Raw genomic sequence first — 26,229 nt, 5'->3', positions numbered from 1 at the left:
CGGACGGGCGCCCCCGGCCGTCCTGGCCGGGGGCGCCCGTCATCCGCAGCTCTACGGGAAAAGGCCCGCTCAGGCCGGGTTCAGTCGCCGCTCCCCCGCCGCCACCGCGGTGTCGAGCGTGTTCCCGGGCGGCGGGAAGGGGCAGATGAAGTGGTCCGCGAAGGCGCACGGCGGCAGCAGGGCGCGGTTGAAGTCGACCGTCACCGAGCCGTCCGCGGCCGGTGCCTCGGGCCGCAGGAAACGGAAGCGGTAGCTGTCCCGCCCGCTGGTGGCGTCCGCGAAGACCGCCCACAGGGAGCCGTCGTCCTCGACGGCCACCTGGAGGACGTGCTCCCCTCCGTGCAGCTCGAAGACCAGCTCCCCGGCGAGGCCGAGACCGCGCTCCCGGCCGTCGGCGTTCTCCACCCGTACGCTGCGCGTCTCCCCGTACGGACGGAACGCACCGGGCACCACCCAGCGCTCGTCGTACGGGGTGGCCTCGATGCCCCGGAAGGCGCTGCGCGCCTCCGAGCCGGGGTCGAAGTCCCGTACGGCCCAGAGCCCTTCGCGCCGCAGCACCACGAGCCGCCGGCCCGCCGACTCGACCCGGGACTCGTGGATCGGGGCGTGGTCGGCGGTGAGCCGGACCGTGCCCGCGAAGGGCTTGCCGTCGACGGTGATCCCGTCCTCGGCGGCGGCCGTCAGGAGGACCTCGTCGCCGGCCTCCCGCCACTCACCGGGAATGGCCGGAATACGACCGTCGGGGAAGTCCGCGAGCCAGTGGGTGCCCGTGAGGGAGAGCGGGCCGTACGAGGAGGCGACCGCGGCCTCGCGCTGCTCGTGCCAGTGCTGCCAGTCCTGCTGTGGATCCGTGCTCATGGTGTGCCACCTTTCCATACGGGATCGGGAAGGCCGAGGTGCGAGCGCAGCGTCGTGCCCGTGTACTCCGTACGGAAGGCCCCACGCTCCTGGAGCAGCGGAACGACCTGGTCGACGAAGTCGTCGAGGCCGCCCGGGGTGAGGTGCGGGACGAGGATGAAGCCGTCGGCGGCGTCCGTGGCGACGAACTCCTCCAGGGCCGCCGCGACCGTCGCCGGGGAGCCCACGAAGGACTGCCGGCCCGTGGACTCGATGACCGTCTGACGGATCGAAAGCCCCTTCGCCTCGGACAGCGCCCGCCACTTCCTCGCCACGGCGACGGGGTCGGCGACCCGCACCCGGCCCTGGACGAGCGTCGAGTCCGGGTCGGGGTCGATGTCCGGAAGCGGCCCGTCGGGGTCGTAGCCGGACAGGTCGCGCCCCCAGACCTGTTCGAGCGCGAGGATCGCGTTCTGCGGGGAGACCTGCTGCCGCCGGATCCCGGCCGCCCGCTCCTGCGCGTCGGCGTCGCTGTCGCCGAGGACGTACGTCACCCCCGGCATGATCTTCAGGTCATCGGGCTCCCTCCCGTACCGGGCGAGCCGCCCCTTGACGTCGGCGTAGAACTCCCGGCCGGCCTCCAGGGTCGAGTGCCGGGTGAAGACCACATCGGCGGCCGAGGCCGCGAACTCCCGTCCCTCGGCGGAGTCCCCGGCCTGGATGACGACCGGCTGCCCCTGCGGGGAACGCGGCACGGGGAACGAGCCCTCGATCCGGAACTGAGGCCCGCTGTGAGCGAAGGTGCCCGGCGCCCCGCCCGGGGGCCGGGAATCCCACAACTCCCTGACCGCACCGACGAACTCGGCGGCCCGCGCATACCGGTCGGCGCGGTCCAGATAGCCGCCGCGCCGGAAGTTCTCACCGGTGAAGGCGTCGGACGAGGTGACCACGTTCCAGGCGGCCCGGCCCGCGCTGAGGTGGTCGAGCGAGGCGAGCCGCCGGGCCAGTTCGTACGGCTCGTTGAAGGTGGCGTTCACCGTGGCGGCGAGGCCGAGCCGGTCGGTGACGGCCGCGAGCGCGTTCAGGACGGTGATCGACTCGGGCCGTCCGACGACGTCCAGGTCGTGGATGCGCCCCGCGTGCTCGCGCAGCCGCAGCCCCTCGGCGAGGAAGAAGAAGTCGAAGAGCCCGCGCTCGGCGGTCCTGGCCAGATGCTCGAAGGAGGAGAAGTCGATCTGCGAGCCGGAGCGCGGATCGGCCCACACGGTCGTCGAGTTGACGCCGGGGAAGTGCGCGGCGAGATGGATCTGCTTCCGGCTCATGCGGAGGCCACCGCCTTCGCGTACTGACTGACCGGCCGGGCGAGCCCCAGGTGATCGCGGAGGGTGGTCCCCTCGTAGTCCGTACGGAACAGCCCGCGCTCCCTGAGCCGGGCCACGGTCTCCGAGGTGAACCGCTCCAGATCCCGCTCCCCCGCAGCCGGCACGAGATGAAAGCCGTCGACCGCCCCGCCCCCGTGCCAACCGGCGATCAACTCGGCCAGCGCCCCGGCCCCGCCCTCGTAGGCATCGAGATCGACGGTCGACGAGAGCAGGACGCGCAGCTGCCCGGGGTCCCGGCCGTGGGCGCGGGCCCCCCGGTGCAGTTCGGCGCGCAGCGCGGCGGCCTCCTCGGCGGAGGCAGCGCTGATCAGGGCCACGTCGGCGTGGTGGGCCGCGGTGTCGCGGGCGGCCGGGCGGGTGGCGTCGACGACGGTCACCGGGTTGCCCTGCGGGGGCCGGGGCACGATGGAGGGCCCCTTGACCGAGAACGTCGCGCCCTGGAAGTCGACGTGGTGCAGCTTGCGGCGGTCGACGAACCGCCCGGTCGCCACGTCCCGTATCTCGGCGTCGTCCTCCCAGCTGTCCCACAGCTTCCGGGAGACCTCGGCGACCTCGCCGGCCTCCTGCCAGAGCTCGGCGGTGGGCGGCGCGGGGCGGCGGCCGACGAGCCGGGCCTCGGCGCCGGAAGGGGAGACCGCGATCCGCCAGCCCGCGCGGCCCCGGCTCACCCAGTCGAGGGTGGCGACGGCGGCCTGGACGTGGAACGGCTCGGTGTGGGTGGTGGTGACGGTCGGCACGAGGCCGACGGAACGGGTCTCGGGGGCGATCCGGGCGAGGACGGCGAGCGCGTCGAGGCCGGGCCCGGCGAAGGTGTCGTCGTGGGTGAGGAAGTCGAGCGCGGCGGCCTCGGCGGTCCGGGCGAGCGCGAGCGTACGACGGGCGGCGTCGGGCCCGGCGCCCGAGGCGACCTCGGCGGCGAGATGAAGCGGTCGGTGACTGGTCATGCGGGTCTCTCTCGGTACGGGGGAACGGGCCCGGAAGACGACAACGGCGGGAGGGGCCGGGGCGGGGAGGCCCCGGCCCCGGCCCCGGCGGACCCGACCCGGGGGTCAGTTCTCGGTACGGGGCAGGCCGGGCGGGTTGATCTCCGACTTCTGCACGGCCTCGTTGCTCAGCCCCCACCGCTTGAGGACCTGCGCGTAGGTGCCGTTCTCGATGACGTGGTCGATCGCGGCCGCGTACGCGGCGACGAGGCCGCTGTCCTTCTTCGTGGTGGCCGCGATCTTGCCCTGGAGTCCCGCGCCCGCCCCGGAGAACTTGCCGACGGACTCGGTCTGTCCGGCGGAGGCCACGTGGTAGGCGACGGTGGGGTTGGGTCCGAGGTAGCCGTCGATCCGACCGGACTGGAGCGCGAGGTAGTAGTCGGTCGTGTTGTCGTAGTACTTGATGTCGACGCCCTTGCGGCCGGCCTTCTCGTTCTGCCGGGACCAGTCGACGAGGATCTTCTCCTGGTTGGTGCCGCTGCCGACGGCGATCCGCTTGCCCGACACGTCCTCGGGGCCCTTCACCGTCCAGCCGGACCCCTTCTTCGCCTCGAAGGCGAGGTCGTCGAGCCGGTAGGTGGCGAAGTCGTACTTGTCCTTGCGCTCCTCGGTGACGGTGACGTTGGAGAAGACGCCGTCGTACTTGCCGCTGTCGAGGCCGACGAAGAGGTTCTCCCAGGAGACCGCGTCGAACTCGGGCTTCAGACCGAGGGTGTCGGCGACGAGGGTGGCGAGGTCGAGCTCGACGCCGATCAGCGTCGTGTCGTCGGTGGCGCGGAAGGCGAGCGGCGGGTTGCTCTTGGCGGAGACGCCGAGGATCAGGGTGCCTCTCTTGCGGACGGCCTCGGGCAGCTTGCCGGCGATCGCGTCGACCTTGGCGGTGTGGACGCGGTTCTGGTTCGGGCCGACGTTGATGCCGGTGTTCTTCTGCCCCTCGGGCTTGATCTCGCCGACGGCGGCGTCGCCCGAGCCGCAGGCGGTGAGGAGCCCGAGGGCGGTGAGCGAGGCGAGGGCGGTGAGGAGGGTGCGACGGGTCTGCATGGCGGTGACTCCTGTTGTACGAGTTGTACGAGGGAAAGAAAGGGTCAGAGGACCTTGGAGAGAAAGGCACGGGTCCGCTCGTGCCGCGGGTTGTCGAGCACCTCGGCCGGCGGGCCCTGCTCGACGATCCGGCCCTCGTCCATGAAGACCACGGTGTCGGCGACCTCGCGGGCGAAGCCGATCTCGTGGGTGACGACGATCATGGTGGTGCCGGAGGCGGCCAGGTCCTTGATGACGTCGAGGACCTCGCCGACGAGTTCGGGGTCGAGCGCGGAGGTCGGCTCGTCGAAGAGGAGCAGGCTCGGTTCGAGGGCGAGCGCGCGGGCGATGGCGACGCGCTGCTGCTGCCCGCCGGAGAGCTGCTTGGGGTAGGCCTCGGCCTTGTCGGCGAGTCCGACGCGTTCGAGCAGCGCGCGGGCCGTGGCCTCGGCGTCCTTGCGGGGGCGCTTCAGGGCCGAGACGGGCGCCTCGACGATGTTCTCCAGGACGGTGAGGTGCGGGAAGAGGTGGAAGTTCTGGAAGACGAAGCCGATCCGGGTGCGCTGCTTGAGGATCTCGCGCTCGCGCAGCTCGTACAGCTTGTTCCCGGAGCGGCGGTAGCCGACGAGGACGCCGTCGACGCCGACCGTGCCGCTGTCGACCTTCTCCAGGTGGTTGATGGTCCGCAGCAGGGTGGACTTGCCGGAGCCCGAGGGGCCGAGGACGACGGTGACCTCGCCGGCCCGGACGTCGAGGTCGATGCCGCGCAGGACGTGGAGGGCGCCGAAGCGCTTGTGGACGGAACGGATCTCGACCTTGGCGGTGGCATCGGCGGAAGCGGTGACGGAGCTCATCGGGTGCTCCCCTTCGCGTAGTGGCGTTCGACGTAGTGCTGGACGACGGAGAGCGCGGTGGTGAGCAGGACGTACCAGGCGGTGGCGACCATCAGGAGCGGGACGACGCGTCCGTTGCGCCCGTAGACGACCTGGACCTGGTAGAAGAGTTCGCCGATCGCCATGACGGAGACGATCGAGGTGCCCTTGAAGAGCGAGATGATCTCGTTGGCGGCGTTGGGCAGGATCGAGCGCATCGCCTGCGGCAGCACGATCCGCCGCACCTGCCGGAGCCTGGGGATGCCGAGGGAGGCGGCGGCCTCCGACTGGCCCTCGTCCACGGCGAGGACGCCGCCCCGGACGATCTCCGCCGCGTAGGCCGCCTGGTGCAGGGCGAGCCCGAGGACGGCGGCGCCCATCTCGCCGACGAGGCCCATGGTGTCGAAGGAGAGGAAGCTCGGCCCGAACGGGATGCCGATGCTCAGTTCCTTGTAGAGGTAGGCCAGGTTGAACCAGAAGAGCAGCTGGACGATGAGCGGGATGGAGCGGAAGGCCCAGATGTAGCCGAAGGCGACCGACCGCAGGAACGGGCTGGCCGACAGCCGCATGAAGGCGAGCACGATGCCGATCGCGAAGCCGAGCGCGGTGCCGTAGAAGGTGAGCTGGAGGGTGACCCAGACGGCCCGCAGGATCGTCTCGGTGGTGAAGAAGGCGGCGAAGACGTCCCATTCCCAGCCGGGGTTGGTGACGAGGCCGTGGGCGAACTGGACGAGCAGGACGGCGGTGACGGCGACGGCCGCCCAGCGCCAGGGGTGGCGCACCGGCACGACGACGAGTTCGCCGGAGGCCGGCGGCGTGGCGACGGGTTCCTTCGTGACGGGCGGATCGCTGGTGAGAGACATGGCGGTTCCTCGGAGACGGGTCGGGCAGCGGGTTTCAGGCGCTCAGCGGGGCGGGGCGCCGACACTCCCGGTCCCGCAGGAGGGCCAGGGCGGCCCGCGCGGTGGCGTCGTTCTGCCGGAATCCGGCCCCGCCGGTACGGGGGCGGGTGAAGCCCGCCCCGGTGCGGGCGGTGGTGTGCGGGCCGAGGGCGAAGCGGCGCGGGTGCGGGTGCCCGTCGTGGTCCAGGAGGCGCCCGTCGCCGGGGTCGACGACGAGGAGGCCGCCGGGGGTGACCCTGGCCCCCTCCTCGTACAGGGCGCGGAGCAGCGGGCTGGCGGTGTGCTCCGGGGTGGGTTCGGGGATGCGGGCCTCGACGAGGGCGCGGGCCTCGGTCCACTCCCCCGGCAGGGCGGCGGACGCGGCCCGGAAGAGTCCGCGTTCCTCGTCGGTCTCGACGGTGACCTGCGGGCCGAGGAAGCGGACGACGCCGGCGCGGGAGAGCGCGAGGAGCTGCCGGAGCCGGGGTCCGGGCGGCCCGGAGGCGAGGTAGCTGAAGAAGCCGTGCCACCAGCCGTCGGGGTCGACGCGCCGGCCGAGGCGCAGGAGCTGGCCGTAGACGGAGAGCAGGCCGGCGAAGACGGCGGCGTCGGGGCTGTGGGCGGGGTCGTGGCGGCGGGTCAGGTCGTCGGTGACGTAGCCGCGCAGGCCGTGCTGGAGAGCGTCCGCGGAGTCGTAGCGGATGCCGTCCAGGGGGTGGTCGAGGGCGTCGAGGTCGAGCCGGTCGGCGGGGTCGGGGACGGCGGCGGCGACGACCGCGGCGAGTTCGGCCCCGCGCGGCGGTGCCTCCTCGTAGGCCTTCTCGAAGTCGCTCCAGTCGAGCGAGGTCCGCTCGGGGTGGGTGGAGAAGAGCCGGTGGTAGTGGGCCCAGCCGAGTTCCTTGTCGATGAGCGGCCAGACGTCGCGCCGGAAGTCGAGCGGCCCGGCGCGCCGGAGCAGGGCGTCGGTCTGGTCGGGGCCGAAGAAGCGGGGCAGCGGGGGCCGTTCGCCGTCGAGGACGTAGCCGATCTTCGAGTGGTACGGGACGCCCCGGCGCGATCCGACGTGCAGCACCGGTTCCTTGCCGGAGGGGACGTAGACGAGCTCGTCGCCCTCGCCCTCGTACCGTCCGCCGCGGCCCTCGGTGAGCAGCACCATCAGGTCGACGAAGGCGAGGCCGAAGCCGCGGACGAGGACGGGTTCGCCGGCGGGAAGGGCGGAGAGGTCGGCGTCTGCGGTGAAGTCGGGCGGGAGGTGGACGAGCCCGTGGCGGTCGGCGAAGCCGGCGAGCCGCCGCTGCTCCGGGTCGGGTTCGGCGCCGACGTGGCCGACGGTGAGGACGACGAGGTCGGCGAGGAGGGGAGCGGAGACGCCCTCCAGCCGGACCCGCTGACGTCCCTCGCGGGGCCCGCTGACCCGCAGGGCGGTGGTGCGGTGCTCGTGGACGGTGACGGAGGCGGGCAGGGCGTCGCGGGCCCGCTCGTACACCCAGCGGAGATAGGCGCCCTGCTGGGGGCGGGTGGGGAAGGTGCGCCCTTCGATGCCGGCCCATTCGGCGAGGGTGGGGCCGGGGCGGACGGGTCCTTCGAGGTCGACGGTCTCGTCGGTGAACATCGTGACGTCCTCGGCCTGGGAGTTCATCCAGAGCAGCGGGGACTGTTCGGTGCGCCAGATCCGGCCGGGGCCCGGCGGGTGCGGGTCGACGAGGTGGACGTCGAGGGGCTCGTCGCCGTACAGCTCGGGCAGGTTGGCGGCGAGCCGTTCGAGGAAGCCGGTCCCCCGCGGCCCGGCGCCCACGATGACGATCGAGGGGCGCGGGCTCATCGCGCACCGGCCGTTCCACGGGCGTAGTGCCGCTCGACGTAGTACTGGCCGATGCCGAGGACCGAGGTGACGGCGACGTACCAGAGCGTGGCGACGAGCAGCAGCGGGATGATCTCGTACGTGCGGTGGTAGACGAGCTGGGTCGAGTAGAGCAGGTCCTGGACGGCGATGACGGAGACGATGGAGGTGCCCTTGAGGGTGCCGATCAGCATGTTCCCGGCGGGCGGGACGATCGCGCGCATGGCCTGCGGCAGCACGATCCGGGTGAGCCGGCGCCGGCGGCCGAGGCCGAGTGACTGGGCGGCCTCGATCTGGCCCCGGTCGACGGAGAGGATGCCGCCGCGGACGACCTCGGCGGCGTAGGCGGCCTCGTGCAGGGTGAGGCCGATGACGGCGACGGCGACCGGGCCGAGGAGGTTGACCGTGTTCACGCCGAGGATCTGCGGGTAGAGCACGCCGATGTTGAACCAGAAGAGCAGCTGGACCAGGATCGGGGTGGACCTGAAGAACCAGACGTAGCCCCAACTCACCCAGCGGAGAACGGGGTTGGCGGAGAGTCTGAGGACGGCGAGCAGGGTGCCGAGGACGAAGCCGAGGGCCGTGACGAGGACGGTCAGCCACAGGGTGAGGCCGAGGCCGCGCAGGACGGACGCGGAGGTGAAGTACTCGGCGACGACGTCCCACTGGAAGGCCTTGTTGCGGACGACCGAGACGAGCGCGAGCGCGAGCAGGGCGAGGACGGCGGCGGCCGCGGTCCACTGGCCGGTGCGGCGGGCGGGGACGACGCGCGGGGGCGGTTCGGCCGGCGGGGCCGTGGAAGGGCTTTTGACGAGGGTCGCGGACATGCGAGGGCTCCGTGGATGCCAGAGGGCGGATCGAACACGGGATGCGCCTTCACACGCACTGAGCCGCGGATCCGGGCCCCTCAGCCCGATCCGCCCTTCGAGGCTATGCGGTCAACACGGCCTGCTGTCAAGGGTGTCCGCACTGTGAGCCGTACGTCTCATCGCGGTTGACGCGGGACCGGATGCCTGTTCAACTGTGGCCATGCATCCGCAGCAGCTGGTCACGCGCTCCCACATCGACTTCGGTCGCGTGTGGTCCTCTTCCTGTTGAGCCGACCCTCTGCTTCTCCCCGCCCGCGTGCCGTTTTCCGCGGCGTCTTCACACCCTGCTGCCGTGGCGCCTCCACACCCGGGCCCCGCGTGAGCGCCTGAGCCCTCCCCTCCCCTCGCGCACTTCTCCTTTCCTTCGCCCTCCTTCTTCCTGAAGGACCGTCATGACCTTCGCGTTGTCCGTGCACCGGACCACGACCACCGATCCCCTGGCCCGCCCGCTCCTCGACGAGCTGGCGTACGAGTACACGACCCGGTACGGCTCCGCGCACGATCTGAGCCGCTACCCGGCGGCGGAGTTCGCCCCTCCGCACGGCGCCTTCCTGCTCCTCCTGGAGCAGGGCCGGCCCGTCGCGGGCGGCGCGTACCGCCGCTACGACGACGACACCGCCGAGCTCAAGAGGATCTGGACGCACTCGGCACACCGCAGGCGCGGTCTCGCCCGCCGGGTCCTCACCGTGCTCGAACGGGAGGCCGCCGCCCGCGGCTACTCCCGCATCTATCTGACGACGGGGCCGCGCCAGCCCGAGGCCAAGGGCCTCTACCTGGCGAGCGGCTACCGCCCGCTCTTCGACGTGTCCGCCGATCCCGAGTCGATCGGCCCGCTGCCGTTCGAGAAGTTCCTGGAGAACCCGAAGCCATGAGTACGCGCACGAGTTCCGGCACCGCACGCACCACCCTCGTCTTCGCCCTGATCACCGCGGCCGCGCTCGGCCTCACCGCCTGCTCGGGCGGCGAGCCCGCGACCGCCCCGGCCGGGGCCGCGGGAGCACGGGGCGCCGCGAAGGGCGCGCTCCCGACCGAGGACGTGGTCGCCGCGGTGAAGAAGAACGAGGCGGCGGTGAAGCTGCTCCCCGCCGATGTGCGGCAGCGCGGAAGCCTGACGCTCGCCTCCTCGGTGGCGACGCCGCCCAGCTCGGCCTACCTGCCGGACGGCAGGACCGTCGTCGGGGTGGACGCCGACTTCTCGGCCGCCGTGGCGAAGGCCCTCGGCCTGGAGCTGAAGCGCGAGGTGGTCGGCTTCGAGGCGATCCTGCCGGCGCTCGACAGCGGCAAGTACGACGTCGGCACCGGGAACTTCGGCGTGACCGAGGAGCGGCGCAAGACCATCGACTTCGTGACGTACGTCAACGACGGGCAGGGCTTCGCCGCCCGGGCGGACAGCACCCTGAAGGCGGTCACCGACCTCACCCAGCTGTGCGGCCTGAAGGTGGCCGTGAACGCCGGCACGACCTTCGAGCGGACCCTGGAGAAGAACAAGGACCGGTGCGCGCAGGCCGGGAAGCCGGCGTACGAGGTGAACGTCTACAGCGAGGCCGGGGCGATCTGGATGTCGCTCCAGCAGGGCCGCAGCGACGTCGTGATGAACACGATCAACGGCGTGCGGTACGCGGTGACGCAGCAGAAGAACGTGAAGTTCCTCAACGAGTACCGGCGGCTCGACGTCGGCTTCGCCTTCAAGAAGGGCACCCCGCTCGCGCCGGCCTTCCAGGCGGCGGTGAACGGTCTGAAGGCCGACGGGACGTACGACCGGATCCTGAAGAAGTGGGGGGTGACCGGCTCGGGCATCGAGCGGTCGCGGATCTCCCCGCCGGAGATCCCGGCGCCGAAGAAGTAGCGGCGGCACGCGGGACCCCGACGGCGCGTCAGCAGTCGCAGCCGCAGTCGCAGTCCCCGCAGCAGCAATCCCCTTCGCAGCAGGAGGAGCAGTTGCTGCAGCAGTCACAGCAGTCGCAGCAGTCTCCGGGGTCGCACTGCTGGCAGAGCCCCTCGCGCCGCTGGCGGCTCCAGGGGTCCTCGAAGGTCCCGCAGCACATCTGGCAGGTGCAGGCCATGCCGACCCAGAGGGCACAGCCGGCCATCAGTCCGCGCCGGTTCGGCGGCTCGGGCGGGAGCGGCCCGCCGGGGCCGCCCGGGCCTCCCGGGCCGGGGGCGTAGGGCCCGCCCGGGCCGCCGGGTCCTCCGGGGGCGTACGGGTTGCCGGGCACCGGCCCGTTCGGGGTGGCGTACGGGTTCCCCGGCACCGGGCCGTGCGCCGCCCCCGGCGCGCCGTGCGAGCAGCTGGTCGTGCCGAAGGCGCGGTCGACGGAGGTGCGCAGCTCGTGGGCGAGGAGGACGTGGGCGAGCTTGCCGTCGGCGAACTCGGCGTCCTTCAGGGCGAGGCGGATGCCGTGGAGGGCGTCGTCGGCGAGCCGGCGGGCCTCCTCGCGGGAGGTGCCGGTGGCGGTGAGCGGGTTCCACGCGCCGCTCGCGGCGTCGGCGGCCTGGTCCTCGACGGCGTCGAGCAGGTGGGCGAGGCGGCCGAAGAGGCGGCCGGCCTCGGCGAGCGGTTCCGCGTTCCCCGGCCGTCCCGCGAGGACGGCGGTGTGCGCGAAGGCGGCGGCGGTCGCGGTCTCGGTCGGCTCGGTGACGGTGAGCAGGGGGGTGCCGGGTCCGGCGAGGGCCTCGATGCCGGTCTGGCGGTCGACGGCGTCGACGAGGACGGCGGTGTCGAAGCCGAGGTCCCGCCCGGTCCTTGCGCCCGCCCGGTCCCAGGAGCGGGCGACGCGGCGGGCCGCGGCGGCGACGGGCCGACGGGCCAACAGGCCGTCCCGGTCGGCGACGTGGTCCCGTACCTTCGCCGAGGCGAGGACGAGCGAGACGGCGGCGGCGAGCCTGGCGCCCTCGCCGCGGGCGACGGGGGCGGTCTTCATGGCGCGCAGGGCGCAGGGGCCCGCGGTGCGGCGGCCCGCCTCGGTCACGCCGGTCTGAGCCTCCGTCAGGACGGAGACGATGAGGCCGTCGTAGTTGGTGACGACCCGGGCGAACTGCCCGTGGTCGGCGCGGAGCGCCAGGCAGAGGCCGCAGAGGTGGGCCATCCACTCGGTCTTGAGCCCGTCGGTGAGGCGATGGGTGCAGGGTCTGACGATGCCGAACAAGGACTCCCCCGTGAGTCGTGGGCGGTGGCGGGCGGAGGTCCGCCGGGCGGCCCCGCGGCATCGTAGCGAGTGGGGCCGTTCACCCGTACGCGCCCATCGTCACCCTTGTGGCCCGACTTTCATATTTTCAGCTGCATGGCCCTCCGTCAGGCCCCGCATACCGCAAGTTTCCTGACGAATCGCCAGGAAACGGCCCTCACGTTCTGCACCAGTACCGTCACGAATCCTCTGCGCGGCGCCTATCCACTTGGCGCGCGATCCGCATCATGGACGACGATAGGCATTGCGGAACCACAAGTGACCGCGCTGAAAGGAGGCGTCCATGGGATCGGTGCGCAAGGCGAGTGCCTGGCTGGGACTCGTCGAGGACAACGACGAGCGTTACTACGACGACGAGTACGCCGACGGTGCCGAGGGCGGCGACGCCTGGGTGACGGACCCCCGGGTCCGGGTGGCCACGGACACCGCCGAGGAGCGGGGCCGCCGGATCGCCACCGTCTCCCCGGACGGCTTCCGGGACGCCCGGGGCATCGGCGAGCTCTTCCGGGCCGGGGTTCCGGTGATCGTGAACCTGACCGCGATGGAGCCGAACGACGCCAAGCGCGTCGTCGACTTCGCCGCCGGTCTCGCCTTCGGCCTGCGCGGCTCGATCGAGCGCGTGGCGACGCGGGTCTTCCTGCTGACCCCCGCCGACACCCAGATCGTCACCGGCGAGACGGGCCGGCGTCAGCAGGACGGTTTCTTCAACCAGAGCTGAGCGGGTCCGCCGGCCCGGCCGGGCACCTCCCGACGCGGTCGGGTCAGTGCGCCGGACGCCCCGAGCCGGCGGGCTCGATCGCTTCCCGGGTCGCGGGCACCCGCGGCTCGACGCCCTCCGGACAACCGGACGGCTCCGAGGCACCGGCCCGCTCCGAGACACCGGCCCGCTCCGAGGAGACCGGCTGCTCCGAGATGCCGGGCGTCCCCGAGGAACCGGGCTGCCCCGAGACACCAGGCTGCTCCGGCGACCCCGACCGCTCCGAAAGACCGGGCGCCCCCGAGGCACCGGCCCACTCCGCCGACCCGGCCCGCTCCGAGGGACCGGGCACCCCCGAGGCACCGGTCCGCTCCGACGGATCGGCGGATGCCGCTTCCGGCGCCCCCGCCGCCCCGAGTACGGCTCCGGCCCCGGCCGGCTCCGCGGTACGGTCCAGGCCCTCCGCGGCCATCCGCGCCCCCTCGGCCTCCCTGGCGTCGAAGGCCTCTTCCGGGTCCACCGGGCATTCCATGATCCGCGGCAGCCGCTGTGCCATCAGCGCGCCGACGAGCAGCAGGCCGGCGCTCACGAAGAGCGTGACGTGCAGGCCGTTCACGAAGGAGTGCCGCGCGGCCTGGTGCAGGGCCTCGCCGGCCGCGCCGCCGAGCTGATCGGCGACCTTGTACGCCTCGCCGAGCGAGTTCGCGGCGGCCCTGCTCGCCTCCGCGGGCACCCCGGGCACCGAGGCGAGCCCGGGGGCGTACGCCGCGTTCATCACACTGCCGAGCAGCGCGATGCCCATGCCCGCGCCGAGCTGGTACGAGGTCTCGCCGATCGCCGCCGCGCCGCCCGCGCTCCCCTGCGGCGCCTCGCTGAGCATCGACTCGTACGCCGAGAAGAGCGTGGTCTGCAGGCCGAAGCCGAGCAGCACGAAGCCCACCGTGAGCAGCGCCGGCCGATCGTGCTGCCCCATGAACGTGAGCAGCAGCACCGCGGCGGCGGTGAGCAGGAAGCCCCAGCCGACCATCCGGCGCGGCCCGATCCTGCGCAGGGTGTACGAGCCGGTGGCGCCGGCGGCCATGGCGGCGAAGGTCAGCGGGAGGAGCCGGAGCCCGGTCTCCAGGGGGCTGAGGCCGAGGACCAGCTGGAGGTACTGGATGGCGATGAGCTCCAGGCCGACCAGGGCCAGCATGCCGATGACGATGCAGCCGACCGAGGTGGTGAAGGCCGCCCGGGAGAAGAGCCGCAGGTCGATCAGCGGGTGCGGGCGCCGCTTCTGCCTCCGCACGAAGAGGACGAGGAGCGTGGCGCCGAGCAGCAGCGGCCCGGCGGTCTCCAGGGTGAGCAGCGGGTCGCCGGCCCCGGCGCGCTTGACGCCGAGGACGCAGCCGAGCACTCCGGCCGCGGCCATGAGCGCGCCGAGCACGTCCCAGGGGCCGTCGGCGGCGCCCCGGGACTCGGGGAGGAGCCGTCGGCCGAGCGGGAGGATCAGCGCCATCAGCGGGATGTTGATGAGGAAGACGGAGCCCCACCAGTAGTTCTCGACGAGGAAGCCGCCGAGCACCGGCCCGGTGGCGGCCCCGATCGCGGCGGTGGCCGTCCAGATGCCGATGGCGGTGGCGCGCTCCCTCCGGTCCGGGAAGACCGTCCGGAGGATGGAGAGCGTGGCGGGCATGATCATCGCGCCGCCGACGCCGAGGAGCGCGCGGGCCCCGATGAGGACGGAGGGCTCGGTGGCGAGCGCGGCGACCGCGGAGGCGATGCCGAAGAGCGCGTAGCCGAGGAGGAGCACTCTGCGTCTGCCGACCCGGTCGCCGAGGGTGCCGAAGAGGATCAGCAGCGACGCGCAGACCAGGGGGTAGGCGTCGACGATCCAGAGCAGCGCGGTGGAGCTGGGGCGCAGGTCCTCGGTCAGCGAGGGGACGGCGACGTGAAGGATGGTCGCGTCGAGGGCGACCAGGAGAAGACTGACGCAGAGGACGACGAGGACGACCCAGCGGTTGGTGCCGCCGCCGACGGGGGAACGCGGTCGCCCTTGGGCCGTGTTCGTCCGCGACATGTACGTACCTCCCAGTGAAGCTCTCGCGCTCGGTGGGCTGTGACCAGGGCTTATGCCCCGGGGGCGGCCCGGCATCGACGGGCGAGTGAGCCGTCAGCGTACGCGAGTTCAAGGCCCGAGCGCGTGGTGCAGCTCTCACCTCGGCGGGGCTGGTGGTGTGGCGTACGCCACTCGGCGGGGGGCCGCGCGTCGCATGGAATTCCGCACGGACGTCTGTTTGAGGAAATTCCCGCGCGTTCAAACAAGCTTCCGGAATCGCACCGTCCGGCATTAGTGCCGAAGGTCATCTGATTTCCCGACCGGCGCCCGGAATGGACCGGTCACTGAGACCTACTCCACATCACATGGTCATCACGAAGGGAGCGGAACGACCGGGTCTGCTTCTCACTCCCTGTAACGTCGATTGGGTGCGTACCGACATCTTTGCCCGGCTGGACCGGGAGCCGGAACCGCCGAAGATAGAGGTCCCGCGGATGACCCGCACGCGTCTCGCCCTCTTCGGCGGGACGTCGGCGTTCTATCTCGCCATCGTCGTGGCCGTCCTGCTGTCGACGGGGCTGGTGACCCTCGACTGGAAGATCATGCTCTTCCGGCCGTACCAGCAGTGGCCCGAGATCCACGGTTTCCTCGACTACTACGTCGTCCTCGGCCAGCGCGGCCCGACGGCCGTCATGGTGGCCGCCTGGCTGGGCTGGCGCTCCTGGCGCCAGCACACCCTGCGACCCCTGCTGTGCCTCGGCGCCGCGCTTCTGCTGCTCAACGTCTCGGTGGGTGCGGTCAAGATCGGGCTCGGCCGCCTCGGGCCCCACTACGCGACCCAGATCGGCTCCCCGGAGCTCTTCGGGGGCGGCGACATATTCCCCTCGGGGCACACCGCCAACGCGGTCGTGACCTGGGGCATCCTCGCCTACCTGGCGACCACCCCGAGAGCCCGGCGCTATCTGTCGGCCCTCTCCGCGGTGGTCGCCCTCGGTGTCGGCCTCACCACCGTCTACCTGGGCACGCACTGGCTGAGCGACGTCCTGCTCGGCTGGGCCGCCGGGCTGCTCGTCCTGCTCGCGCTGCCCTGGTGCGAGCCGGTCCTGGCCGTCTCCGAGGCCCGGATCCTCGCCGCGCGCGACCGGGTCAGGGAGCGGCTGCGGGACCGTCGCCGGCTCGTGCCCTCGCTGCCCGTGGCCTCGGGGGGCCCGCGCCCGGTCCGCGAGCCCGTACGGGAGCCCGTGGGGGTGGCCGGCGGACGGCGCGCCCCGGCGACCCGCGGCTGACACGCAGCGCAGAAGGGCCCCGGCCGTACCGGCCGGGGCCCTTTCGCGTGCGGTCCGGTTCCTCAGCCGAGCCAGCAGCGGGTGACGGTGCCGTCCTCGACCTCGAAGTTGATGCGCCCGGACAGGTACTCCATGGTGATGATCGAGCCGGGCGGCAGGCACCGGACGACGCTCCAGCCACGGGTCCTGGCGAGCTGCTCGGCCCCCTCGGCGGCCAGGCCCACATAGGACTCGGGAGCGTCGCGGGGCGGTTCGGGAGTGCGCGAAGTGGGTGACATGAACCTCACGTTAGTCCCTCCGCGGTCACGCTTGTGTCACAAGTTCTCGACATATGTTTGACCTGTCCCACCGTCAGTCGCGGGCCCCGTTTCCGGCCGTTTCTCCAGTAATTGGGAAGACCTCCCATCCGTTCACACGAAGTCCGCAGAAGCGCCGCGAAGGCCCGTTCAATTCCCTTCTTCCGGCACCCCGTCCCGAATTGCGTCGGCGACGCGCACGCGAGCCACGCACTCTTCCCTTACAGAATGCTTACGCTGTCCGAACGCCCGGAGACGCGGAGCCGGGACGACGGCGAGGCGGAGGCAGGATGAGCAACGGGACAGCGACCGCGGCCGCCGAATCGGCCCGGCAACGGCACGGCCGCATCCTGATCGACTGGCTCACCACCACCGACCACAAGAAGATCGGCCATCTCTATCTGGCCACCTCGTTCGTCTTCTTCCTGATCGCCGGGCTCCTGGCGATGCTGATGCGGGCCGAGCTGGCCCGCCCCGGACTCCAGCTGATCACGAACCAGGAGTTCAACCAGGCCTTCACCCTGCACGGCACGATCATGCTGCTGCTCTTCGCCACACCGACCTTCGCCGGCTTCGCGAACGAGCTCGTGCCGCTGCAGATCGGCTCCCCCGACGTCGCCTTCCCGCGACTGAACATGTTCTCGTACTGGCTGTTCCTCTTCGGCGGCCTGATGGTCCTCGGCTCGTTCTTCACCCCGACCGGGCCACCGGCCTTCGGCTGGACCGCCTACGCCCCGCTGAACAGCCTGGAACGGATGCCGGGCGTCGGCGCCGACCTGTGGATCATGGGACTCGCGCTCTCCGGCTTCGGCACGATCCTGACCTCGGTCAACTTCCTCGCCACCGTCATCGGGATGCGGGCGCCGGGCATGACCATGTTCCGGATGCCGATCTTCACCTGGAACGTCCTCTTCACCGCGGTCCTGGTGATCGTCGCCTTCCCCGTCTTCGCGGCGGCGCTGCTCGTCCTGGAGGCCGACCGGCGCCTCGGCGCCGTGGTCTTCCAGCCCCAGAACGGCGGGGCACTGCTCTGGCAGCACCTCTTCTGGTTCTTCGGCCACCCCGAGGTCTACATCATCGCGCTGCCGTTCTTCGGGATCATCAGCGAGATCATCCCCGTCTTCGCCCGCAAGCCGATCTTCGGTTACGCGACGCTGATCGCCGCCACCATGGCGATCACCGGGCTCTCCGTGGTCGTCTGGGCCCACCACATGTTCGTCACCGGCGCGGTGCTGCTGCCGTTCTTCTCGATGCTCTCGTTCCTCATCGCCGTGCCCACCGGGGTGAAGTTCTTCAACTGGACCGGGACGATGCTGCACGGCTCGCTGTCCTTCGAGACCCCGATGCTCTGGTCCGTCGGCTTCCTGGTGTCCTTCCTCTTCGGCGGGCTCACCGGCGTCATCCTCGCCTCGCCGCCGATGGACTTCCAGGTCACCGACTCGTACTTCGTCGTCGCCCACTTCCACTACACGGTCTTCGGCACCGTCGTCTTCGCGACCTTCGCGGGCTTCTACTTCTGGTGGCCCAAGTTCACCGGCCGCATGCTCGACGAACGGCTCGGGAAGATCCACTTCTGGACCCTCTTCATCGGCTTCCACATGACGTTCCTCGTCCAGCACTGGCTCGGCGCGGAGGGCATGCCCCGCCGGTACGCCGACTACCTGGAGGCCGACGGCTTCACCGCGCTCAACACGGTGTCCACCATCGGGGCCTTCCTGCTCGGCATGTCCACGCTGCCGTTCCTCTACAACGTGTGGCGGACGTGGCGGTACGGGGAGAAGGTCGAGGTCGACGACCCCTGGGGATTCGGGCGCTCCCTCGAATGGGCGACGTCGTGCCCGCCGCCGCGTCACAACTTCGAGCGGGTTCCGCGGATCCGGTCGGAGGCGCCGGCGTTCGACCTCCACCACCCGGAGTTCGCGGCGTACGAACGATCCCGCCTCACGACGCCCCCCGACGCCCCCTGACACCGCCGCCCCTCGTTGTGGGCAGTCGTTCCGCTGGGGCGAGGGGGGTCCCCCTCGCCCTGCGGGACGATTGCCCACACGGGGGGGGCACCGTCCGTCAGCGGAAGCGTCGCACCAACCGCCCCGCCCTCGCCTTCTCCGTGTACACCGCGTCCACCACCCGTCCCACAGCCCGATGCGCCCGCGCCCGTCCCGGCGCGTGCGTGCGGCGGCTCGCGCCCTGGGTGACGAGGTCCGTCCAGAGGGCCTCGTGGCGTGCCGCGACCCGTGCGGGGTCGAAGCGTTCCGAGGCGGTGAGGGCCGCGCGTCCCGCCTTGGCGCGGAGTTCCTCGGACTCGACGTACGCCCGCAGCGCGGCCGCGACCGCGGCCACGTCGTCGACCGGTACGAGCCGCCCGTCGACCCCGTCCTCGATGATCTCCCGCGGCCCGTGGGGGCAGTCGGTGGAGACCACCGGCAGCCCGCAGCGCATCGCCTCGACGATGGTCATGCCGAAGGACTCGCGCTGCGAGGTGACCGCGGCGATCGAGCCCTTGACCCATTCGGGTTCCATCGAGCCGACCGTCCCCATGAGGAAGACCTGCTCGTCGAGCCCGAGGGCCTTGATCTGCCGGGCGAGCGGGGCCTTGAGGTCCTGGACGGCGTCGCCGGAGCCGTAGATCCGCAGCTTCCAGTCGGGGTGGTCGGCGGCCACGGACGCGAAGGCGTCGATCAGCACGTCGTACCGCTTGACGTGGGTGAGCCGGCCCGCCGCCACGACCGTCCTCGCCGCGGGATCGGCGGGCCCGACGGCGGGCGCGGGCACGCTGTTGGGCACGGCCTCGACGCGCACGCCGGGCAGGCGGAGCTTCCGGTAGGCGCGGGCGTCGGCCTCGGTGACCGTGGTGACGGCGTCGAGCAGTGCGTACTCGTGGCCGATGTCCCGGCGCAGCCGGTAGCTGTGGCCGGTCAGTATCAGGTGTTCCTGGCCGACGAGGACGGGACCGCGCCGGGCCTGCCGGGCGAGGTGCACGTTGAGCCCGGGGCGGGTGGCGACGAGGACGTCCGCCTCCACGCCGCGCAGGTACTCCCCGATCCGCGCGTCGGTGAGCGCGCTGTACTGCTTCCAGCGGCCGTCGCCGCGCGGGAAGACCTCGGCGGGACGGTGGAAGTCGGGGTGGTCGCCGTCGTATCCGGGGCTGTCCTTGCGCAGGTCGACGAGGTGGCGCAGGGTCACCCCCGCCGGCAGGCCGAGCCACGGGCGGTCACGGTGGCGGAACACCGAGACGATCTCGACCTCGTGGCGTTCCGCCAGTTCCTCGGCGAGCGTGAAGGTGGTCCGGATCGTGCCGCCGTAGTGGTAGCCGTTGTGGAGCAGAAAGGAGATACGCATCTACTGCCGGTTCCCCCCGGTCAGTTCGGTCAGTCGGTCGGTGCCCGACTGTACTGCCGGTGCGGGGGTCCCGTTCACGGCCGGTAGCCGAGCTGGGGGACGGTCGCGCAGTTCCGCGTCATCTCGCCCTGGCTGACCCAGCCCCGTCCGTCCTGCCAACGGGCCACGGACAGACAGGTGTTCCGGGTGGCGGGCGGCCGTGCCAGGTGCTCGAAGCGCACGGGGAGCAGCAGTCCGCTCGCGGTGTACGGCTCGGGACGGTTCATGAAGTCCTCGACGCAGCCGCGGGTGAGCGCGCCCCGGGCGAGACAGGAGCGGGCGGCGTCGGTGAACCACATGGCCGCCGCCCATCCTTCGAGCTGCCACTGCGACAGGGGCCGGTCGCCCATGGCCGTGCGGAACGCGCGGACCGCCGGCTGCCCGGTGTCCTCGTAGTTGCGGCTGGAGCCGGTCACCCACAGCGAGGCCCGGCAGCCGGGGGCCCGGGCGTAGTCGCGGGGGACGGCCGAGGACCAGTTCTGCACGTTGGTGACCTTGGCGGCGACGCGGACCCCGAGCGACTGCATCGCCTCGCACAGGCGGACGTTGCCGTGGGTGTCCATGGCGTCGAAGAGGACGTCGGCGTGCTCGGCCCGCAGGTCGGCGGCGACGGCGCGGAAGTTGGGGAGGGCGAAGTCGACCTGTTCCTCGACGACGCGGTAGCCCTCGGCACGCAGTCCACGGGTGATCAGCCGGGCGTACGCGGCGGAGGCGGCCTGGTTGTAGGAGACGACGGCGGCGGTCCGCGCGCCCAGCTTCTCGCGGAAGTAGCGGTAGACCTCGGTCCCGCCGTACAACGTGCCGTCCCAGCCGGGTGCGCGGCCGGTGCGCGGGGCGGAGCTGCCGTAGACGCCGTAGAGGTGCGGGTAGGTGTCGTAGGCGGGGGTGAGGGGCTGGCCGCCGATGTCGGGGACGCCGGCGCGGGCGACGAGGGGCGCGCCGGCGTAGTTCAGGGCGGTGGTGGCGACGAGGGCGAAGACGCCTCGCTCGTCGATCAGATGGTGCACGCACGCGTTGTTGCCGACGCCGCTGCCTCCGTCGTCGCAGGTCTCGACCTCGACGCGGCGTCCGTCGAGGCCGCCGCGCGCGTTGAGGGCGTCGAAATAGGCGCGGGCTCCGTCGCGCGGGCCGGTGAAGGTCTGTCCGCCGACGGGGCTGGTGGTGCTGGTGATGATCCCGACGCGGAGCGGCTCACCGCCGGAGGGGGTGACGGTGGGCCGCGTCTCGAAGGCGCGCTCGGGGAGCCGGCTGCCGCATCCCGCGACGAGGGTGAGCAGCACGGCCAGGAGCAGCGCCGCGACCGCCTCAGCAGCCCGGAACGGTGACACCGCTCAGCTCGACCAGGCCGCACAGGGTCTTCACGGAGACCTTCCAGGTGTTGTCCTGCAGGACGGAGGTGCCCTGGGAGCCGGTCAGGGCGGGGGCCCCGCCGACCAGCAGGTCGTAGGTGACGTTGGCGCCGGTGGCCGAGGTGAACTCGATTCCGGTGACCTTCGCGGAGGTCATGGCCGCGTTCTTGTCGCCGGCGAACGCGCCGAGCACCGGCCGCATCTGCTCGCCGTTCTCCAGGAGCTTCACCTTCTCGGCGACGGGGGTCTTCGGGTCGAAGAACGCCGTCCAGTTCCTGGTGATCTGGGCTTTGGCCGCGGCCGGGTCGGTGGGCCGGTCGGCCGTCGGCGGGGAGGACGGGGAGGCCGGGGAGGACGAGGTCGTGCCGCCGCTCTTCCCGCCGCCGTTGTCCGAGCAGGCCGCGACGGCGGGTGCCAGGGCGAGGACGGCGACGGCCCCGAGGACCGCGAGACGGGAGCGTCCACCGCGTCGTACGTCGACCATCTGGCTCACCACCGGGTGTCCCGCCAGTCCGGAGCGGCTGGTGTTTCCAGGGTGGGACGGATCGGGGCATAGTGCAAGGAAGAGACGAGGGAGGCCCGCGTGCCGACATCCCGGATCCTGCTCTGGAGCGGTCTGGCGGCGGCCGCCGGGGGCGCGGTGCTCTGCGCGCTCGGCTGGTACGGGATCTCCGGCGAGCGCTTCGCGGAGCGCCAGCTGCCCTATCTGGCCTCGTGCACGGTGCCGGGGGCCGCGCTCCTCGTGGCGGGCGCGGTGCTCGTCGGTGCGGCGGCGCTGCTTCCCGTACGCCCTCCGCGGCCACGCTCCCCGACACCGGAGGAGCCCCCGCCACCCTCCTCGGACGGCCCCCTCCTGCGGGTCCCCGGCGGGACCCTCGCGCACCGCCCCGACTGCCCGCTGGTGGCGGGCAGGGCGGAGGCCGTGGAGGTGGGGGACGCCGAGCTCGCCCCCTGCCCGGTGTGTGAGCCGTGGACTCCCTGACGTACGAGTTGACGCTGGCCGGCCTCGCGGTCGGCAGCGCCGCCGCGCTCACCGGCATCGGCCTGGTCGTCACCTACCGGGCGACCGGGGTCCTGAACCTGGCGCACGGGGCCGTCGCCATGATCTGCGCGTACGTGCTCCGCCAGCTGGTGGTCGTCTGGGGCTGGCCGCTGCCCCTGGGCGCCCTGGTCACGCTCCTGCTCGTCGCCCCCGCCCTCGGCCTGGTGCTCGACCGGGGTGTCTTCCGCCCGCTCGCGCTGCGCGGTTCGAACCCGGCGCAGACCCTGGTCGCGACGATCGGCGTCTTCGTCCTCCTGGTGGGCGGGGCGGTGCTGCTGTGGGGCCCGGGCGCCCGGGACGACGCGCCCGTGGTCCTCGGCGACGACCCGTGGGCGCAGCTCGCGGCCGTGCTGGCGCTCGCCTGCCTGGTGGGGGCGGTGACCCGGTGGACGCGGTTCGGCCGGGAGCTGCGTGCGGTCGTGGACAACCGCCCGCTCGCCGTCCTGGCGGGGATCGACGCGGACCGGGTCGCGGCGGCGGGCTGGGCGTTCGGCTCGTTCACGGCCGGGCTCACGGGCGTGCTGCTCGCTCCGTACGTGCGGCTCGACCCGTACGGGATGCCGCTGCTCGTCGTCGAGGTGATCGCGGTCGCGGTGATCGCCCGGATGCGGTCGCTGCCGGTGGCCGTCGGGGCGGCGCTCGCCATCGGGGTCGCCCAGGCGCAGCTGACCCGGCTGCACCCGGAGGGCTGGGCGGGCCCCCTGATCCAGGCCGTCGGGGCGAACCTGTTCGTGGTGGCGCTCCTGGTGGCGGCGCTGGTCCTGCCGGGCGTGGGCGGCAAGGGCCGCGACGCCCTTCCCCCGCCGACGCGCGCCCCGCGTGTCCCGCCCGCCCTGTGGCTGGTGGTCGGCGTCCTGCTCCTCCTCCCCCTGGGCCTGGCGGGCTCCGACCTGCACACGGCGGTCCAGGTCCCCGCGCTGGCCGTGATCCTCCTGTCGCTGGTCGTGGTGGCGGGCAGGGGCGGCCAGATCGCCCTGGGACAGGCGGCGTACGCGGGCCTGGGCGCCTTGTTCACGGCACTCCTGGCAGCAGCGGGAGTCCCCACCCTCCTCTCCCTGGCTCTCTCGGTGCCGATGGTGGCGGTGGCGGGCCTGGTGACGGCACGGCCGGCGATCCGGCGGCACGGCCTGGCCCTCGCCCTGGCGACCCTCGCCGTGGGGGTGGCGGTGAGCCGCTTCGTCCTCACCCAGCCGTACGCGACGGCCGACCTGTCCCTCGGCCGCCCGGGGGGCTTCTCCGACGACCGCGCGTTCTACGCCCTGGAGCTGGTCGTCCTGGCCGGCTGCCTCGCCCTGGTGGCGGCCCTCCGGCGAGGCCGCACGGGTCGCGCGCTGGCCGCCCTGCGCGACCACGAACCGGGCGCCGAGGCGGCGGGTGTCCCCGTCCCCCGCCTCAAGCTCCTCGCCTTCGTCCTGGGCGCGGCCCTGGCGGCCCTGGGCGGCGGCCTCCTGGGCATGGGCCTGCGCGCCTTCGACCCCGACCAGTACGACCCGGTACGGGGCCTGCTCTGGTTCGCCGCGGTCCTGGTCCTGGGCGCGGACAGCCTCCTCACCCCGTTGGCGGCGGCGGCCCTCCTGACCACCCTGGACGCGGGCCCCCAAGCAGGCACGGCAGCGGCCCTGATAGGCCTCCTGGCCACCCTGACGGGCCGCCTCCCGCCCCTCCTGACGCTCCTGCCGGATCAGAGACGGCCCGAGGCCCCGGTCCCACCCCCCACGACGGTCCCGGCCGAGGCCCACGGCACCCCCGCCGCTCCGGCCGAGGCCCACGGCACCCCCGCCGCTCCGGCCGAGATCCACGGCACCCCCGCCGCTCCGGCCGAGATCCACGGCGCCCCCGCCGCTCCGGCCGAGGCCCACGGCATCCCCGCCGCTCCGGCCGAGATCCACGGAGCAGGCCCGGCCGAAGGCCGGCCGGCCGCCCCTGCCCGGGCGCCCGCCGCGGTCCCGGCCGAAGGCCGGACACACCCCCACGGCCCGCCGGCCGCCGACGGCGGGCAACCGTCCACGGGAAGACCCGCACCTCTGCCGACCACCCGCACGGGCGGTGCGGGTGGGAGCCACGGTCCGGCCGAAGGCCGGACGCACCCCCGCGGCGGGGCGGCCGCAGACGAAGCCAAGCCCCGCACAACGGAACCCGCGCCCCGGACGAGCCGCCGCGCCGGCCTCCGCGCAGTGGACCTCACCCTCACCTACCCCGGAGGGGTCACCGCCCTCTCCCACGTCACCCTCGACCTCGCCCCCGCCCGCGTCACCGCCCTCGTCGGTCCCAACGGCGCCGGCAAGAGCACCCTCTTCGACTGTCTCGCCGGGACCCTCCGGCCCCGCCGCGGTCAGGGCCGGATCACGCTCGACGGCGCCGACATCACGGGGCGGTCCGCCCACGCCCGGGCCCGCCTGGGCATCGCGCGGACCTTCCAGCAGCTCGCCGTGTTCCCGTCGCTCACCGTCGAGGAGAACGTCCGCCTCGGTGAGGAGCGGCGCAGGGTCCGCGGAGACCCGGCCGCCGCGGAGCGGAGCCTGCGGCTGCTCGGGCTCGCCGGGCCCGTACGGCACCGGGCGGCGGCGGACCTGCCCACCGGCACGTTGCGCCGGGTCGAGCTGGCCCGCGCGCTGGCCGGGCGGCCGCACACGCTGCTCCTGGACGAGCCGGCGGCCGGACTCGACGCCGGCGAGACGGAAGCGCTGGCCCGGATCCTGTCGGCGCTCGCGGCGGACGGCCTGACCGTCCTCGTCGTCGAGCACGACCCGGACCTGGTCGCGGGGATCGCGGACACGGTGCACACCATGGAGGGGGGCCGGATCCTGTCGTGACCGTCGAGATCGCCCTGCGCGCGGCCCGGGTCCGCTACGGCCCCCTGGAGGCCCTGCACGGTCTGGACCTGCCCGTGCCGGCGGGGACGGTGACGGTTCTCCTGGGCCGCAACGGCGCGGGCCGTACGACCGCCCTGCGGGCCCTGGCCGGGACGGTGGGCCTCTCGGCGGGCCGGGTGGAGTGGCGCGGGGCGGACGTGACCCGTCTCCCGGCGCACGTACGGGCGCGCCGGGGGCTGTGCTTCGTACCGGATCTGAGGGCCGTGTACGCGGGCCTCACCGTCGCCGAGAACCTCGCCCTCGCGGAGAGCCGGGCCCGGAGCGACGCCACCGCCCCGTACCCGGAACTCGTCCCCCTCCTGTCCCGCACGGCGGGGACGCTGTCCGGCGGGGAGCGCCGGATGCTGGCGCTGTCCCGCGCGTTCCTGGCACCACGCGCGCGCGTGGTGCTCGTCGACGAGCCGTCGCTCGGCATGGCCCCGCCGGTCGCGGTCCGTACGTACCGGATGCTCGTGGAGCTCGCCGTGGACGGCGGGGCGGCCGTGGTCCTGGCCGAGCAGCGCGTACCGGACGGGCTGCCGCCCGGCTCGGTCGTGCACGAGCTGCGGCGCGGCTCCCGGGCGTCGAGCGGGGAGCCGGCCGAGTACCGCTGACCCCTAGCCGATCCGCAGCATGGTGCCGACGACGATCCGGTTCGGGTCGGGCCCGATGAGGCTGCGGTTCGCCGCGTACAGCGCCGTCCAGCCGCCCTTGATCCCGAAGCGGCGGGCGATCGAGGCGAGCGTGTCGCCGGCCTGGACGGTGTGGACGCGCCCGTACAGGCCGTACCGCTTGGAGCAGACGGGCCAGGCCCCCCATCCCTGGGTGCGCAGCACCTCCTCCGCGACGGTGATCTGCTGCTGCCGGGTCGCCAGGTCGGCGCGCCGGGCGTACGCGAGGCCGCCGTGCTCGACCCAGGTGGGGTGCCAGAACTGGAGTCCGCCGTAGAAGCCGTTGCCGGTGTTGAGGTGCCAGCGTCCGGTGCTCTCGCAGTCGGCGACGCACCCCCACGGCCACTGGTCCCGCGCGCAGGCGTACGCGGGCACGGAGGCGGCCTCCCGGAGCGCGTCCGACACGCCCAGGAGCGCGGCGGAGGCCTCCCGCGCCGCGTCCGGCACGTCCCGCACCCCGGCGACGAGCTCCTCGACGGTCCCGGGCACGTCCCGGGCCTGCGCGGGCGCCGGGGCCAGGGTCAGGGTCAGGAGCACGGCCGCGGACGCCGCCACGAGGGAACCGGCCGTCCACAATCGGATCTTCGACATCGGGGAAGGCTAGGCAGCGCCCCGGCACCCCCGGCCCGTGCCGCGCGGAACAGTGTTCACACCCCACCCGGTCGGAGGCACGGCCCCGGACCTCCCCGTACGTCCACGGAGGCCCCCGGCCGCACGAGCCGCTGGCAAGTTGCCCCTCTTCCGCGCGTGA

The 26,229-nt window shown here is 73.1% G+C and carries 22 protein-coding genes and 1 pseudogene; 8 read left to right on the top strand and 15 right to left on the bottom strand.

Annotation, left to right across the window (positions count from 1 at the left end; all coding sequences use genetic code 11):
- Positions 1–69: 69 nt before the first annotated feature.
- The 8 genes from GGE06_RS31335 to GGE06_RS31300 all read right to left on the bottom strand — a co-directional run bounded on the left by GGE06_RS31335 (position 70) and on the right by GGE06_RS31300 (position 8,642).
- Positions 70–858, bottom strand: coding sequence for a DUF1684 domain-containing protein (locus tag GGE06_RS31335; protein WP_116161785.1), 789 nt, complete (start codon positions 856–858; stop codon positions 70–72).
- Positions 855–2,159, bottom strand: a complete 1,305-nt coding sequence (locus GGE06_RS31330) for an LLM class flavin-dependent oxidoreductase (protein ID WP_184932410.1) — start codon at positions 2,157–2,159, stop codon at positions 855–857. Before GGE06_RS31330 ends, GGE06_RS31335 begins: the two co-directional genes overlap by 4 nt.
- On the bottom strand, positions 2,156–3,163 hold the full coding sequence (locus GGE06_RS31325; protein ID WP_116161783.1) for an LLM class flavin-dependent oxidoreductase: 1,008 nt from the start codon (positions 3,161–3,163) through the stop codon (positions 2,156–2,158). Before GGE06_RS31325 ends, GGE06_RS31330 begins: the two co-directional genes overlap by 4 nt.
- 105 nt (positions 3,164–3,268) lie before the next feature.
- Positions 3,269–4,243 (bottom strand): ABC transporter substrate-binding protein, encoded by a 975-nt coding sequence (locus tag GGE06_RS31320; RefSeq protein ID WP_116161782.1) that lies wholly within the window; start codon positions 4,241–4,243, stop codon positions 3,269–3,271.
- 44 nt (positions 4,244–4,287) lie between these two features.
- A complete protein-coding gene (locus GGE06_RS31315) occupies positions 4,288–5,076 on the bottom strand; it encodes an amino acid ABC transporter ATP-binding protein (RefSeq protein ID WP_116161781.1) in 789 nt (262 codons plus the stop codon).
- Positions 5,073–5,957, bottom strand: a complete 885-nt coding sequence (locus GGE06_RS31310) for an amino acid ABC transporter permease (protein ID WP_116161780.1) — start codon at positions 5,955–5,957, stop codon at positions 5,073–5,075. The genes GGE06_RS31315 and GGE06_RS31310 overlap by 4 nt, the downstream gene beginning before the upstream one ends.
- A 34-nt stretch (positions 5,958–5,991) precedes the next feature.
- The gene (locus GGE06_RS31305; protein ID WP_116161779.1) at positions 5,992–7,797 is read right to left on the bottom strand and encodes an FAD/NAD(P)-binding protein; all 1,806 of its coding nucleotides are present in this window, start codon (positions 7,795–7,797) and stop codon (positions 5,992–5,994) included.
- Positions 7,794–8,642 (bottom strand): amino acid ABC transporter permease, encoded by an 849-nt coding sequence (locus tag GGE06_RS31300; protein ID WP_116161778.1) that lies wholly within the window; start codon positions 8,640–8,642, stop codon positions 7,794–7,796. Before GGE06_RS31300 ends, GGE06_RS31305 begins: the two co-directional genes overlap by 4 nt.
- 434 nt (positions 8,643–9,076) lie before the next feature.
- On the opposite strand from GGE06_RS31300, the gene GGE06_RS31295 reads away from it, so the two are divergent.
- On the top strand, positions 9,077–9,556 hold the full coding sequence (locus tag GGE06_RS31295) for a GNAT family N-acetyltransferase (RefSeq protein WP_116161777.1): 480 nt from the start codon (positions 9,077–9,079) through the stop codon (positions 9,554–9,556).
- Entirely contained in the window at positions 9,553–10,530 is a 978-nt protein-coding gene (locus GGE06_RS31290; RefSeq protein ID WP_116161776.1) for an ABC transporter substrate-binding protein, read from the top strand. Before GGE06_RS31295 ends, GGE06_RS31290 begins: the two co-directional genes overlap by 4 nt.
- Before the next feature lie 28 nt (positions 10,531–10,558).
- On the opposite strand, the gene GGE06_RS31285 is transcribed toward GGE06_RS31290, so the two are convergent.
- Positions 10,559–11,830 carry a DUF5685 family protein gene (locus GGE06_RS31285; protein ID WP_116161775.1) on the bottom strand — a complete coding sequence of 424 codons (1,272 nt, stop codon included), beginning with the start codon at positions 11,828–11,830 and terminating at the stop codon, positions 10,559–10,561.
- A 322-nt stretch (positions 11,831–12,152) separates the two neighbouring features.
- On the opposite strand from GGE06_RS31285, the gene GGE06_RS31280 reads away from it, so the two are divergent.
- Complete coding sequence (locus GGE06_RS31280; RefSeq protein WP_116161774.1) at positions 12,153–12,587, top strand: cell division protein SepF; 435 nt, start codon at positions 12,153–12,155, stop codon at positions 12,585–12,587.
- 43 nt (positions 12,588–12,630) lie between these two features.
- Here GGE06_RS31280 and GGE06_RS31275 read toward each other — a convergent pair whose 3' ends face one another.
- Positions 12,631–14,625, bottom strand: coding sequence for an MFS transporter (locus GGE06_RS31275; protein ID WP_246532883.1), 1,995 nt, complete (start codon positions 14,623–14,625; stop codon positions 12,631–12,633).
- A 407-nt stretch (positions 14,626–15,032) separates the two neighbouring features.
- On the opposite strand from GGE06_RS31275, the pseudogene GGE06_RS31270 reads away from it, so the two are divergent.
- Positions 15,033–15,878 (top strand): annotated as a pseudogene (locus tag GGE06_RS31270) (phosphatase PAP2 family protein); the annotation flags it as partial.
- Positions 15,879–15,952: 74 nt separating this feature from the next.
- Here the strand turns inward: GGE06_RS31270 and GGE06_RS31265 are convergent.
- A complete protein-coding gene (locus GGE06_RS31265) occupies positions 15,953–16,168 on the bottom strand; it encodes an I78 family peptidase inhibitor (protein ID WP_116161772.1) in 216 nt (71 codons plus the stop codon).
- 308 nt (positions 16,169–16,476) lie between these two features.
- On the opposite strand from GGE06_RS31265, the gene ctaD reads away from it, so the two are divergent.
- Positions 16,477–18,153, top strand: coding sequence for an aa3-type cytochrome oxidase subunit I (gene ctaD / locus GGE06_RS31260; protein ID WP_184932409.1), 1,677 nt, complete (start codon positions 16,477–16,479; stop codon positions 18,151–18,153).
- A gap of 97 nt (positions 18,154–18,250) precedes the next feature.
- Here ctaD and GGE06_RS31255 read toward each other — a convergent pair whose 3' ends face one another.
- From GGE06_RS31255 to GGE06_RS31245, 3 genes are all read right to left on the bottom strand, one after another.
- Complete coding sequence (locus GGE06_RS31255; protein WP_116161770.1) at positions 18,251–19,525, bottom strand: glycosyltransferase family 4 protein; 1,275 nt, start codon at positions 19,523–19,525, stop codon at positions 18,251–18,253.
- Positions 19,526–19,599: 74 nt separating this feature from the next.
- Positions 19,600–20,892 carry an ABC transporter substrate-binding protein gene (locus GGE06_RS31250; protein WP_184932408.1) on the bottom strand — a complete coding sequence of 431 codons (1,293 nt, stop codon included), beginning with the start codon at positions 20,890–20,892 and terminating at the stop codon, positions 19,600–19,602.
- The gene (locus GGE06_RS31245; protein WP_221518730.1) at positions 20,870–21,397 is read right to left on the bottom strand and encodes an MTB12 C-terminal domain-containing protein; all 528 of its coding nucleotides are present in this window, start codon (positions 21,395–21,397) and stop codon (positions 20,870–20,872) included. The genes GGE06_RS31250 and GGE06_RS31245 overlap by 23 nt, the downstream gene beginning before the upstream one ends.
- 99 nt (positions 21,398–21,496) lie before the next feature.
- Between GGE06_RS31245 and GGE06_RS31240 the strand changes: the two genes are divergently transcribed.
- Genes GGE06_RS31240 through GGE06_RS31230 form a run of 3 tightly spaced genes read left to right on the top strand, consistent with a single transcriptional unit; the run spans position 21,497 to position 25,421 of the window.
- Entirely contained in the window at positions 21,497–21,895 is a 399-nt protein-coding gene (locus GGE06_RS31240) for a hypothetical protein (RefSeq protein ID WP_116161767.1), read from the top strand.
- Positions 21,883–24,768 carry an ABC transporter permease subunit gene (locus GGE06_RS31235; RefSeq protein ID WP_184932407.1) on the top strand — a complete coding sequence of 962 codons (2,886 nt, stop codon included), beginning with the start codon at positions 21,883–21,885 and terminating at the stop codon, positions 24,766–24,768. The genes GGE06_RS31240 and GGE06_RS31235 overlap by 13 nt, the downstream gene beginning before the upstream one ends.
- Positions 24,765–25,421: an ATP-binding cassette domain-containing protein gene (locus tag GGE06_RS31230; RefSeq protein ID WP_184932406.1), complete on the top strand. Its 657-nt coding sequence runs from the start codon at positions 24,765–24,767 to the stop codon at positions 25,419–25,421. Before GGE06_RS31235 ends, GGE06_RS31230 begins: the two co-directional genes overlap by 4 nt.
- Before the next feature lie 3 nt (positions 25,422–25,424).
- On the opposite strand, the gene GGE06_RS31225 is transcribed toward GGE06_RS31230, so the two are convergent.
- Positions 25,425–26,069 carry a LysM peptidoglycan-binding domain-containing protein gene (locus tag GGE06_RS31225; protein ID WP_246532881.1) on the bottom strand — a complete coding sequence of 215 codons (645 nt, stop codon included), beginning with the start codon at positions 26,067–26,069 and terminating at the stop codon, positions 25,425–25,427.
- Positions 26,070–26,229: the final 160 nt, after the last annotated feature.

This window comes from Streptomyces nymphaeiformis (assembly GCF_014203895.1).
GTDB lineage: Bacteria > Actinomycetota > Actinomycetes > Streptomycetales > Streptomycetaceae > Streptomyces > Streptomyces nymphaeiformis.
Note: the sequence above shows the minus strand (reverse complement) of the source record. Positions and strands in the feature narration are given on the sequence as shown.